This is a genomic window from Actinacidiphila cocklensis (genome assembly GCF_907177275.1).
GTDB lineage: Bacteria > Actinomycetota > Actinomycetes > Streptomycetales > Streptomycetaceae > Actinacidiphila > Actinacidiphila cocklensis.
This window is the reverse complement of the sequence record NZ_CAJSLV010000060.1, coordinates 102,490-115,572: the sequence shown is the minus strand read 5'-3', so window position 1 is coordinate 115,572 and position 13,083 is coordinate 102,490. Positions and strand designations below refer to the sequence as shown.

General features: G+C 70.2%; 6 protein-coding genes and 1 pseudogene. 6 read left to right on the top strand and 1 reads right to left on the bottom strand.

Going from position 1 to position 13,083, the window contains the following annotated elements:
• Window positions 1-29 precede the first annotated feature (29 nt).
• Entirely contained in the window at window positions 30-383 is a 354-nt protein-coding gene (locus NFU81_RS21505) for a hypothetical protein (RefSeq protein WP_251492323.1), read from the bottom strand.
• A 127-nt stretch (window positions 384-510) separates the two neighbouring features.
• Here NFU81_RS21505 and NFU81_RS21500 point away from each other — a divergent pair.
• The 6 genes and pseudogenes from NFU81_RS21500 to eccB form a co-directional block, all read left to right on the top strand.
• Window positions 511-1,351, top strand: a pseudogene (locus NFU81_RS21500) (NF041680 family putative transposase); the annotation flags it as partial.
• A 166-nt stretch (window positions 1,352-1,517) separates the two neighbouring features.
• A complete protein-coding gene (locus NFU81_RS21495) occupies window positions 1,518-2,609 on the top strand; it encodes an integrase core domain-containing protein (RefSeq protein WP_251492319.1) in 1,092 nt (363 codons plus the stop codon).
• An 895-nt stretch (window positions 2,610-3,504) separates the two neighbouring features.
• Entirely contained in the window at window positions 3,505-5,250 is a 1,746-nt protein-coding gene (locus tag NFU81_RS21490; RefSeq protein ID WP_251492317.1) for a glycoside hydrolase family 27 protein, read from the top strand.
• A gap of 1,107 nt (window positions 5,251-6,357) precedes the next feature.
• Window positions 6,358-10,386 carry a type VII secretion protein EccCa gene (gene eccCa, locus NFU81_RS21480; protein WP_422665245.1) on the top strand — a complete coding sequence of 1,343 codons (4,029 nt, stop codon included), beginning with the start codon at window positions 6,358-6,360 and terminating at the stop codon, window positions 10,384-10,386.
• Entirely contained in the window at window positions 10,383-11,777 is a 1,395-nt protein-coding gene (eccD, locus tag NFU81_RS21475) for a type VII secretion integral membrane protein EccD (RefSeq protein WP_251492315.1), read from the top strand. The genes eccCa and eccD overlap by 4 nt, the downstream gene beginning before the upstream one ends.
• A 10-nt stretch (window positions 11,778-11,787) precedes the next feature.
• Window positions 11,788-13,080 (top strand): type VII secretion protein EccB, encoded by a 1,293-nt coding sequence (gene eccB / locus NFU81_RS21470; protein ID WP_251492313.1) that lies wholly within the window; start codon window positions 11,788-11,790, stop codon window positions 13,078-13,080.
• The last annotated feature ends 3 nt before the right edge of the window (window positions 13,081-13,083 follow it).

Below are 13,083 nucleotides of genomic sequence, written 5' to 3'. Positions count from 1 at the left end.
TCCCCGACCGACTGCCCCTCTGACCCACATCAAGCAAGATCACCAAAAGTAACCCCTGCCGGAGCCCGACCATACGAGGTCATACCCCAACGCACACACACAACTTGACAGCCTCCGCGGTGCCAGCGCAGGACCGTGTCCGGCCGCACCAGCAGCCGCATGCGGCGCAGCGCCTGATTCGGGAGGTGGTGCAGCAACGCCGCCAGAAAAACCCGGTCCCCCGGATCGAACTGGATTCGCTGCCCGCCCAGTTGCCGTTCCAGTACGGCGATCTGATGGCGTAGTGCCAGGATCTCGACGTCCTTGTCCCGGTCGCTCATCGGCAGCAGGCGCAGCATCGCGAACACGCTCGACACGCTGAGGTAGGCGAGTTTCAACAGCACGAGTGATCATCATGTCGAGGCGATCGTCATCCCCGCCAGAGCACTACGGCAGCCTCCGTATCCGACGGGACGGAGATCCCGGCACACCGGTTCTGACCAGGGTGGATGAGGTTATCGGCAAGGGCACGGCTACGACCTGGCCCGTCTGGCCTTCCTGCTCGCCGACCTGCCCGTGGAGGTATGCGGCAGGCTCCGCTCGGACCGCGTCCTGGCCCGTGACCCCCGCCCCGCACAACGCGGCACCCCGGCCGGGCCGCCCCCGCATGCACGGCGCCCCGTTCGCCCTGGCCAGGCCCACCACCTGGGGGGACCCGCAGACCGAGACCCGAACCGACACCACCCGCAACGGCACCGCGACCGCCCAGGCATGGGACCGGCTCCACCCCCGGCTCACCCGCCGCTCGGCCTGGATCACCGACCAGAACGTCGAACTCCCCCTCCTGCACGGCCTCGTGATCCGCCTCACTGTCGAGCACCTGCCCGGCGGACGCAATCCCGACCCGGTGTGGCTGTGGTCCTCCCGAACCGGAGCCGACCCCTCCCACGTCGACCAACTGTGGCAGGCCTACCTGCGCAGATTCGACCTGGAACACACCTTCCGCCTGATGAAGCAGACACTGGGCTGGACCGTGCCCAAGCTCCGCGACCCGACCAGCGCGGACCTGTGGACGAGGCTCATCATCGCCGCACACACCCAACTGTGGCTCGCCCGACCAGCCGCGACGGACCTGCGCCGCCCATGGGAACGCCCGCTTCCCTCCCGCAAGTTGACACCCGCCCGGGTCCGGCGAGGGTTTCGCAACATCCACGCGAAGACCGCCCGCCCCGCGGCAGCGCCAAAACCCTCCCGCCCCGGCCCAGGACGCCCCCGCGGATCGAGCAACCCTACGAGAGCACCCCGCCACACACCGGGGAAAACCGCCAAACGCGCCGAATCACTCGAAGTGCACTACGGCCGCCGACGATAAAGATCAAGCTAATGCCCGAGCACGAGCAACTCAGCGTCCTCTGCTCCCCGCTGCGGCACTGTGGGTGCCGATAAATCATCCGCCCAGGTCACGGCCTTGATCGCTGGTCTGCTGCTGGCCCTCGATGTCTGCACCTGCGCACGGCATCGAGGCATCATGATCTATCGTGCTCCCGCGCCTGGCCTATCTCGCCGCGACCAACGCCTTCGCCGTCCTTCGCCTGCTACCGGTGTGCGATCGCGACAATGACATCGAGATCCTTGCCCTCCGGCATCAACTGCTGGTTCTCCAAAGCCAGGTCGGCAAGCCCACCTTCACCGACACCGACCGGGTGATCCTCTCCGGCCTGCTCCATCACCTCCCGACGGACAAGCTCCGGAACTTCCTGCTGCTGCTACGTCCCGACACGATCATGCGATGGCACCGCGACCTACTCAAACGGCGCCACGCCGCGACCTGTGCACCCAAGCGGCGCGGACGACCACCCACTGTCCGCTCCATCCGCGCCCTCATCCTCCGTCTGGTTCGCGAGAACTCCTCGTGGGGGTATCGGCGCATCCACGGCGAGCTCGCCGCCCTGGGCATCAAGGTCGCCGCGTCCACCGTCTGGGAGATCCTCAAGGACCACGGCATCCCACCGGCTCCGGAACGCCAGAACACCACCTGGGCCGCCTTCCTGCGCGGCCAGGCCAGCGCCCTGCTCGCCTGCGACTTCTTCGAGAGCTGCACCCTGACCGGGGCGCGCCTGTACGTCTTCGCCGTCATCGAGCACTCCACCCGCCGCATCCGGATCCTGGGCGCCACCGCACACCCCACCGCAGGGTGGGTGGTACAGCTCGGCCGCAACCTCCTCATGGACCTCCAAGACGCAAGCAGCACAGCCAAGTTCCTCATCCGCGACCGCGACTCCAAGTTCACCGCCGCCTTCGACGCCCTGCTCGCCGACGCCGGAATCGAGATCGTCAAGAGCGGTGTCCGGATGCCGCGCATGAACTCCATCATGGAGCGCTGGATACAGACCTGCCGGCACGAACTCCTCGACAGAACCCTGATCTGGCGCCAGAGCCACCTCCTCCACGCACTCGAGGAGTTCGAGACCTTCTACAACGGGCACAGACCCCACCGGGCCCTGGACCAAGCCGCTCCACTCCGACCACTCTCCCACCCACTCAACGAACCAGCACAGATCAGACGTCTCGAAGTCCATCGACGAGACCGACTCGGCGGGACACTCCACCAGTACCACCATGCCGCGTGACCAGGCCGGATGATTTATAGGCACCCGCAGGGCCGAACGCCCCTCCCCCGCGCCCCCGACATGAGCCTCGGCCACCAGGGACCCGGCGAAGAGAACGCGTACGTCCGTCTTCCCTGTCGAGCTGGAGAATCGGCGGATGCCTTGACCAGCGCATGCGGGAGTCCTACTGTCATCCCCGCTCATATATGAGATTTTTGGGACCGTCGCCGCCTGGACGCCCCGGGAGCGGCCACTGCTCGCCGTAGGTCACTGTCGACGCGTCGCGCAGCTGCGCACTCTCCCGCCGTGGGCTGTTTGCTTCTGTGCTCTTTTTCCGAGAGCCCCTGACCGAGAAACAAGCACGACAGCACGCTACGCACCAGCTTCTCCGACGAACGCCGCCGACTACCTCTCGGTGGCCGCCAACGTGGCCACCGTGGCCGGCCACGAGGCGCCGGCGATGTGAAATCCGGCCGCCGGTGCTTCGTCCTCGGCTCCAGCCCGACCGGCTGGATCACCGACGACACCATGTACGCCGGCGCCAGCTCGCCGAGCGGACCATGGAGCGCCAACCGCACCTTGGCCCCCGCGGGCACCTGGACCGCGTACTCCTCCGTGCCCCGCGACGACGAGGAGCTCACAGCCGTGCCGGGAAACTCCCGGCCTGTCCCGCTCGGAAGCAAGAGTCTGGGCCAGGCCGCCCAAGCGCACCGCCGCTGCAACATCACCGCCGCAGCAACCACTTGGCCAGACCCACCGATCAACGAACTACAGCTGCCGTGGCCGTCCGCAACTGAATTAATCTGTCCGATCACGTTCACTTGGGTGGATGTATTGACACCTGATCGAACACTAGGGCTCAATACGGAACCGTATAAAACACCTGACGGGAAGTGAACCGACTCGAAGGAGAGTCATGTCCAAGCGCGCGCTCGTCGCGACGGTTGCCCTGGTGTCGTCGCTCTTCATGTCCACCCTGGCGGGCTCGCCGCCCGCGCAAGCCCAGGACAACGGTGCGTCGCGGACGCCGCCGATGGGCTGGAGCAGTTGGAGCTCCATCAGAAACAACCCGACCGAGGCCAAGATCAAGGCCCAGGCTCAGGCGATGCACGACTCGGGCCTGATGTCTGCGGGTTACAAGTACATCAACCTGGACGACTACTACATCAAGAACCCCGGCACCACCGTCGATCAGTACGGTCGCTGGGTCGTCGACACCGGCAAGTTCCCGGACGGCATGAAGAACCTGGGCGACTTCATCCATGGCCTGGGTGAGAAGTTCGGCATGTACGTGACGCCGGGCATCCCGAAGGCGGCGTACGACCAGAACACCCCGATCGAGGGCACGTCGTACCACGCACGGGACATCGTCTCGAGTACGTCGACCTTCGAGTCGAACTACGGCGGGTTCGGCGATGTCATGTACTTCATCGACTACAACAAGAACCCCACCGCGGCACAGGCGTTCGTGAACTCGTGGGCGAACCTGTTCGCCTCCTACGGGGTCGACTACATCAAGATCGACGGCGTGCACACCAGCGACCAGAACGACGTCATCGCCTGGTCGAAGGCGCTGAACCAGACCGGCCGCACCATCCACCTGGGCCTGTCGAACACCCTGGACATCAACAACATCAAGACCTGGCAGCAGTACTCCAACAGCTGGCGGACGGGTGGGGACATCGAGTGCTACTGCTCGACCCTCACCACCTGGAGCAACGTCGGGCCCCGTTGGGCGAACCTGGCTCAGTGGGGGCAGTACGCCGGTCCGGGTGGCTGGAACGACCCGGACTCGATCGAAGTCGGCAACGGTGACCACAATGGTCTGACCGTGAACGAGCGGCAGAGCCAGATCACTCTGTGGGCGATCACGCGGTCGGTGATGATGCTGGGGAGCGACCTGACCAACCTGGACGCCGGTGACCTCAACATGCTGAAGAACGCCGAGGTCACCAACGTCAACCAGACCGACTCCGTGGTGGCGAGCCAGATCTCGAACAACAACGACCTGCAGGTGTGGGCCACGAGGCAGAAGAACCCGGACGGCAGCTACACGGTGGCGTTGTTCAACCGTTCCGACCGGGCCGGCAACGCGACGGTGACGGCTAACTTCTCCGACCTCGGGTTCAGCGGTTCCGCCACGGTGCGCAACCTTTGGGGCAAGTCGAACGAGACCCTCACCAACTCCGTCAGCCGGAGTCTGGCCCCGCACGAGTCCGCGTTGTTCAAGGTCACCCCGTCCGGCTCCTCGACTCCGGTCGGCGGCAACCTGACCAGTGGCCTCTCCGGCCGCTGTGCCGACGACCCGAACAGCACCCTGGTGAACGGCACTCAGATGGCCGTGTGGGACTGCAACGGCGGCGCCAACCAGAAGATCACCTACAGCTCCTCGGCCAAGACGCTGAAGGTGCTGGGCAAGTGCTTCGACGCCCACGGCGGCGCTACCACCGCCGGTACGCACGTTGAGATCTACGACTGCAACGGCGGCACCAACCAGCAGTGGAACGTCAACTCCGACGGCACGATCACCGGCGTTCAGTCCGGGCTCTGCCTCGACGTCACCGGGGCCACCAACCCCAACGGCTCCGGCCTGGAGTTGTGGAACTGCAACGGAGGCGCCAACCAGAAGTGGACCCTCGGGTCCGGCGTCAAGGTGGCCTGACGAACCGAGTCGTGACCATCGTTCCTGATTGAACGGGCTGTTCGCACGGACCGACTTCTGGTCCGTGCGAACAGCCCGTTCAGATGAAGGCAGAACTGGACGGGCTCAAGTCCCGATGCCGTGAAGCAGTACTGGCGCGGCAGCTGAACGGGCGACGGGGCGGATTCACAGCGGGCGATCGAGCATTTCTGGCAGCGCTCCTGCACGGCCTCCCGAAGGGTGTTCTTCGGCGCTTGCGGCTACTGGTGCGCCCGGGACACGGTCCTGCGCCGGCACCGTGACCAGGTCACCCGCCGGCACGCCGCCCGATCCCGACCCCACCGCGGAGGCCGACCGCGGTAAAAAATCCTGAAGGACGCCGGCATCCCACCGCGCCCTGGGGTGCCGGTGTTCGCCGAGGGCTGGGGGGTGACCCCGGTGCGAACGGGACGGCCCGGGTGATGTTCTGGGGCACAGCACGATCGACCGGCGCGTGATCGAAGACGGCCATGACGACACCGAACAGGCCGCCTCCGGCGCCGGTCGCGGCCGTCGACCTCGCCGTGGTCAGGAGGAGTCCCTGTGAGTCGCGCCCTTGCTGTTGCCAGTCAGCACAACTTCCTTGTCTCTGGGGACCGCGGAGGCGCTCGGCCTCGCGGCCGGCGGCCACGACCCGGCCCTCGTGCGGCTGCACGGCTACCCGCGGACCTGGCGGGAGGTCATGCCGGCCGCGACCGGTGTCACCGCGGTGGTCGTCCCGAGCTCCGGCCGCCGGTCGTACGGGGAGCACTTGGCCGAGATGAGCGGGATCCTTCCTGGCCTCCTGGCTTCATGGGCCGGTCATGACCGTTCCCCAGCCGGGCTCGGGGCCGGGTCTCCTTCCGACGTCAGGACCGCCGCGGAGCCTTGCGCGCGCTGCTGTCCGCGCGGCCTCCGGCCCGGCAGCTCGATCCTCGCGGCCGCACCCGTGCGGCGTGCGTGTGCCGGGTCTGCCCGTTCGGCCAACTTGCCTGCCTCCCGGGGCGGAAAACGCCCGCGGGGGCGGGGTGGCCGAAGGTGCTCTGCCTAGGCTCCAGACGAGGTCAGCAGGCCGTAGGCCGTAGAGAGAGCAGGAAGCGGGAGAGCAGGGTGAGCACCGCAGTTGCCAAGCGCGCTCCGCGCGCCGAAGGCCCGCCCATGCCGGAGGGGCAGGTCGAACTCGCCGAGCCTCCCGTGCTCGGAGAGCCGGCCGGCGCCGACTTCGGCTCGGTGATGATGTACCTCCCCATGGGCCTGGGAACCGGGGCCATGGTGATGATGTTCTCGGTCGGCAACGCAGGGCCGTCCACCTACCTGATGTCCGGAATGATGGGCATCGCCATGGTCGGCATGACCTTCACACAGGTCGGCCGCCAGGGCTCGGACCGGCGCCGCCGCATGCGGGCGGAACGACGGGACTACCTGCGCTACCTCGGCCAGAAACGCAAGCAGGCCCGCCAGGAGGCCGAGCGGCAGCGTGCGGCGCTGATGTGGGACAACCCGGCACCCGGCGATCTGTGGGCGTTCGCCAGGGGACCTCGTCTGTGGGAACGCCGTCCGGGCCATGAGGACTTCGCCCGCGTCCGGATCGGACTCGGCACCCGCCGCGCGGCCTTGGAGTTCGTGCCGCCGCAGACCAGGCCGGTGGAGGACCTGGAGCCGCTGTGCGCGATCTCGCTGCGCCGGTTCACCAAGGCGCACCAGACGGTGCCCCTGCTGCCCGTGCCCGTGTCGCTGCAGCGTTTCACCAGCGTGGAGTTCACCGGTGAGACCGACGGTGCACTCGCCCTGGCCCGCGCGATGCTCGGCCAGCTCGCGGTTCTGCACTCCCCCGACGAACTGCGGATCGCCGTGCTCGGCGATGCCGGCGCGCACCGCGAGTGGGACTGGCTCAAATGGCTTCCGCACAACGCCCATCCGCACGAGGAGGACGGTGCGGGACCTGTCCGACTGGCGGCCGGCGACCACGACTCGCTGCTCGGCCTGCTCGGACCCGACGTGCGCGACCGCCCTGACCACGACCCCGAGTCCTCGCCGAGCGTCGCCGAGCCGTTAACGGTGGTCGTCGCCCAAGGCGTGCAGATTCCCGCCGCCTCCCGGCTGCTGGGCGCCGGCATACGCGGGGTGGTGCTGCTCGATCTCACCGGCGCGGTACCCGGAGGCCCGAAGGTCCTCCGGCTCGCCGTCCACGGCGACCGGGTCGACTTCCCCGTCGACACCGAGATCGCCTCCGGCCTTGCCGACCGGCTCGGCTCCACGGAGGCGGAGACCCTGGGCCGTGTCCTGGCCCCCATGCGCACCAGCGGTGGCGTCGATCTCGTGGACCGTCCGCTGGAGTCCGACTTCGACCTGACCACCATGCTCAACATCCGTGACGTGCGCCGTTTCGACGTCCACAGCACATGGCGCCCGCGGCTGGCCCAGCACGCCCGGCTCAAGGTGCCGATCGGCGTCACCGAGGACGGGGAGGTCGTCGAACTCGACCTCAAGGAGTCCGCGCAGGGCGGCATGGGCCCGCACGGGCTGCTGATCGGTGCGACCGGCTCCGGCAAGAGCGAGCTGCTGCGCACGCTCGTGATGGGACTGGCCGCAACCCACTCCTCGGAGATCCTCAACCTGGTCCTGGTGGACTTCAAGGGCGGCGCCACCTTCCTCCACCTGGATCGGCTGCCGCACACTTCGGCTGTCATCACCAACCTCGCCGACGAGCTGCCCCTCGTCGACCGCATGCGGGACTCGATCAACGGCGAGATGATCCGCCGCCAGGAGCTGCTGCGCGAAGCCGGTTTCGCCTCGCTCTACGAGTACGAGAAGGCGCGTGGTGCGGGCGCCACGCTGGCCCCGCTTCCGTCCTTGCTGATCATCGTGGACGAGTTCTCCGAACTGCTCGCCGGCAAACCGGAGTTCGTCGAGCTGTTCGTGTCGATCGGCCGTCTCGGACGCAGCCTCGGCGTCCACCTGCTGCTTGCCTCCCAGCGCTTGGACGAGTCGCGCATCCACCGGGTCGAGGGCCATCTGTCGTACCGGATCGCGCTGCGCACCTTCTCCTCCATGGAGTCCCGCAGCGTGATCGGCGCCTCCAGCGCCTACGAGCTGCCCTCCGCCCCCGGCAACGGCTACCTCAAGGTCGACACCACCAACCTCGTACGGTTCAAGGCCGCGTACGTCTCCGGCGCCGCTCCCGCACCCCCCGGCCCCGAGGAAGCCGTGCGACGGGAGGGAGCCGTCCTCGAAGTGACGGCGTTCGGCCTGGAGCAGCAGGGCCGGCTCGCCTCGGCCCGCGCGGAGGAGGAGCAGGCGGCCCTGCTCCTCCTCGCCGAGGGAGCACGGCGCGACCAGGGCACCGAGGCCGGTACGGCCGCCGACGGCGGCGACAGCAGGGACGACAGCCTGCTCGACATCCTCGTCGGACGGCTGGAGGAGAGCGGACCCCCGGCCCGGCAGGTGTGGCTGTCCCCGCTGTCCGAGTCACCCGCCCTGGACCAGCTGCTTCCCGGCATCGTCCCTGACCCCGAGCGCGGCATGGGCGCGGCCGACCCCCGTGTCCAAGGCGCCCTGCGGGTACCGCTGGGGCTGGTGGACCGGCCCTTCGAGCAGCTGCGCGAACTCCTGGTTGCCGACCTTTCAGGGGCCGACGGGCACATCGGTCTCGTCGGTGCGCCGCAGACCGGCAAGTCGACGCTGCTGCGGACCCTGATCCTGTCGCTCGCGCTGACCCACACGCCCGCGGAAGTCCAGTTCTACTGCCTGGACTTCGGCGGCGGCGGCCTGGTGTCCACCGCCGGCCTCCCGCACGTCGGCTCGGTGGCCACCCGCCTGGAGCGCGACCGGGTCCTGCGCACTGTCGAGGAGCTCTCCCAGCTCGTCGAGCAGCGGGAGCAGCTGTTCACCTCCAGGGGGCTGGAGTCGATGGCCGCCTTCCGGGCGCTGTGCGCCGACGGCGTGGTCGAAGACCCCTACGGAGACGTCTTCCTGGTGGTCGACGGCTGGGCCACGCTCCGTCAGGACTTCGAGGACCTGGAGCAGCGGGTGATGGAACTCGCGGCCCGCGGGCTGTCGTTCGGCCTGCACATCGTGGTGTCGGCGGTGCGGTGGTCCGAAGTGCGGCCCCGGGTGCGGGATCTGCTCGGCACCAAGCTGGAACTGCGCCTGGGCGACGCGATGGAGTCCGAGGTCGGCACCCGGGCCGCGGCCGGCGTGCCCCATCAGCCCGGCCGGGGCCTGACGGAGGCCGGGCACCACTTCCTGTCCGCGCTGCCCCGCCTGGACAGTTCCTCGGGCACCGACGACCTGACGGCCGCGACCAAGGCCGCGGTGGCCGAGATCGGCACGTTCTGGAACGGCGGCAACGCCCCGGGCGTACGCCTGCTCCCGACCGCCCTGGACGCCCGCCGGCTTCCGGCGCCCGCGGACACGCGCGACCTGAAGTTCTGCCTCGGTTGGGACGAGCAGCGGCTCGCCCCCCTCTGGCACGACTTCGGCGCCACCCCCCACCTGCTCGTCTACGGCGATGGCGAGACCGGCAAGACCAACGCCCTGCGGCTGGCGATCCGTGCCGTCACCAGCCGCTACGGCCCCGAGGAGGCCCGGATCCTGCTGGCCGACCCCGGACGCGGACTGCTCAAGGAGGTGCCCGAGAGCTACCGCGTCGGCTACGTTGTCGACAGCGACGGGCTCGGCAGGCTCTCCGAGAGCGCGGCGGCCTCCGTGGACGGGCGGCTGCCCGGCGCCGACGTGACCCCCGAGCAGCTGGACAAGCGTGATTGGTGGGCCGGTCCGCAGCTGTTCGTCCTCGTCGACGACTACGACCTCCTCGTCGGCGCGCCCGGTTCGCCGTCGCCGATGAGCCCCCTGGTGCCGCTGCTCGCACAGGGCCTCCACATCGGGCTGCACCTGATCGTCGCGCGCAGCACCTCGGGCGCGATGCGCTCCGTGATGGACCCGCTGATCCGCCGCATGTGGGAGCTGGGCAACCCGGCGCTGCTGTTCTCCTACCCCAAGGAGGAGGGCAAGTTCATCGGTGAGGCCAGACCCCGCACCCTGCCGCCCGGGCGGGCACAGCTCGTCACCCGGCGCACCGTCAGGCTCGTCCAGACCGGCCTCGTGCCGGCGGGCCCCGTCCCCACAGGAGCACGATGACCACGGCCGCACCGCTGACGGGCAGGCCGACCGAGGTCTGCCGCGTCACCGTCGAGACTCCTGATGGCCGGGCCGACCTGTCCGTGCCGGTCACCACCTCGGTGTCCGCCCTGATCCCGCTACTGCTCAAGCGCCTTCCCGACGCGGCCGCCGCGAACGGCACCGCGTGGGTCCTGCAGCGGCTCGGCGAGGAACCCCTCGCGCCGGACACCACCCCGGAGAGCGCCGGCCTGCGCCATGGCGACATCCTGCACCTGCGCCCGGCCGACTCGCCGCTGCCCGCCGTCCACTTCGACGACCTCGCCGACGGCGTCGCACGCACTGTCGGCGACGGGCTGGGAAGATGGCGCCCCGAACTCACCCGGAACCTCGCCCTCGTCCTGGCGTGCCTGGCTCTGGCCGGCCTCGCCGCGGCGCTGCTCGGCCGGGGCGTCGACCACCGCACGGCTCCCGTCGCCGGTGTCGTCGCCGTGGTGCTCGGCATCACCTGCGCGACGACGGCCTGGCTGCGCGCCGACCGCAACAGCGTCCTGGTCGCCGGGCTCGGCGCGTTCGGCTTCGCGGGCCTCGCCGGGACGACGCTGCGCGAGAGTCCGGCCGGCGGCCACACCCCGGGACCGACAGGTGTGCTGCTCGGCGCAGGATGCGTGATCGCGCTGTCCGGCGTGCTGTTCGCGCTGCGTGCACTGCCGCTGGTGGTACCCGGCGCCTTCCTGCTGACCGCGGCCGCCGCGGCGGCGGGGGCCGGACTGGCCGAAGGCGTCCCGCTGCGTGGTGACCGGGCGGCCGCAGTGGTCGCCGTCGCCCTGTTCCTGCTCGGCCACGCCGCACCGCGGCTGGCCCTGCGTACGGCCCGGCTGCGCGTGCCCCGGCTGCCGCACGACGCCGAGGAACTCCAGCAGGACATCGAGCCGGAGACGGGCACTCAGGTCTCCGACCGGGTCCGCGTCGCCACCGCCTGCCTCGACGCGATCAGCATCGCGTCGGCGCTGGTCTGGGCGGTCTCGCTGTGGCTGCTCGCGGTGCACGAGCACGAGTGGGCGGGATGGCTGCTGCCTCTCGTACTCAGCCTGGCGGTACTGCTGCGCGCGCGTGGCACCAACGGCACCCTCCAGCGGGTGCCCGCCGTCCTGGCCGGAACGTACGGGCTGGGGATCGTCGTCGTGCGGGCCGCGCACGCCGGAGCGGCGGGGCGGGCGGCCGCCCTGGCGGTCCTGCTGGCCGCCGCTGTCCTGCTGCTGGTCGGTGCCTGGCGGCTGCCGCGTGCCCGGCTGCTTCCGGTCTGGGGCCACCTCGGCGACCTGGTGGAGATCGTCGCGGTGATCGCCCTGCTGCCGCTGCTGCTGCAGGTACTCCACGTGTACGCGTACTTCCGCGGTCTCGCGGGATAGGCGGGCGGACGTGCAGACACGACGTGATCACGTGCAGGCCTACCAGTTCGCGATGGGCCGCCTGGCCTCCGCGCTCGTCAGCGGCGACGCGGGCCGGGGGGAGAGCCCTACCCGGCGGTCCGCGCTGGGCTCGGTCTTCGGGGCGGCCCTGGTGGTCCTGCTGTGCGCGGGGTTCGGCGTGTACGGCCTGATCCGGCCCGCCCCGAAGAGCGACTGGCGCAAGGACGGCACCGTCGTCCTGGAGGAGGACACCGGCAACCGCTACGTGTACGTGGGCGGTGTCCTGCGCCCCCTGCGCAACTACGCCTCCGCGCTGCTCATCACGGGCGAGCGGACCGCCCCTGAGACGCTCTCCGCGAACGCGCTGGCCGGGATCGCGCACGGCGCGCCGGTGGGTATCCCCGGCGCGCCCGACACCGTGCCCGAGGCGTCCGCGCTGGCGGCCGGTCCCTGGGCGCGCTGCCTGCCCGGCCCCGGGTCCGGCGGAGCCGGGCAGAGCCTTGCCTTCGGCCCTTCCACCACCGCTCTGCGCCCCCTGCCTGCCGACCGGCAGATCCTCGTCAGCGACCCCGGCGGTACCCGTTACCTGGTCCTGCGCTCGGTCAAGTACCCGGTTCCCGACCGCGCCGCCCTCATCGCCCTCGGCCTCGACGACCAGGCCGCCTTCACGGCCACCGCCGACTGGCTCGGATCCCTCCCTACCGGCGCCCCTCTCGCGGCACCCCCGCTGCCGGGGGCCGGGACGGCAGCGGGCGAGGTCGCCGGCCGTGCCGCCCGGGTCGGGCAGCTCTTCCGCACCAGCACGGGCGGCACCGAGCGCCACTACCTCCTCCGCCCCGACGGGCTCGTCCCGGTCAGCCCGACCGCGTACGCGCTGCTCGCCGCCCGCCCCGGAGCGCCCGAGCCCAGGCAGGTCGAGCAGACGGACATCGCACTCGCCCCGGTCTCGGCGAACCGTGCTGCCACCGACCGGATCCCGGACGTCCTGGGCGTCCGCCCCCTGCGGGACGAGACCGTCTGCGTGGAGCAACTCCCCGGCGGACGGCGGACGCTGACCGTCGGCCGCACCGGTCCCTTGCGGGTCCTCCTGCCCGCGGGCGGGGGCGTCCTGGCCGTACCGGCCGGCGGCCGCAGCCTGTACCTCATCACCGAACAGGGGCTGAAGTACCTGATCGCCGACGACGACGCGGCCCGCGCCCTCGGCATCGGCGGGACCAGCAGGCGCATCTCCCTGCCGCCGGGCGTCCTCGCCCTCCTGCCCGACGGTCCTGTGCTGAGCCGGTCCGCGGCGGGGAAGGGGTGAGCC

What these genes read in the sequence shown, in the direction of transcription:
- NFU81_RS21490 (WP_251492317.1), top strand. Translation starts at nt 3,505, where the DNA reads ATGTCCAAGCGCGCGCTCGTCGCGACGGTTGCCCTGGTGTCGTCGCTC.
- eccD (WP_251492315.1), top strand. Translation starts at nt 10,383, where the DNA reads ATGACCACGGCCGCACCGCTGACGGGCAGGCCGACCGAGGTCTGCCGC.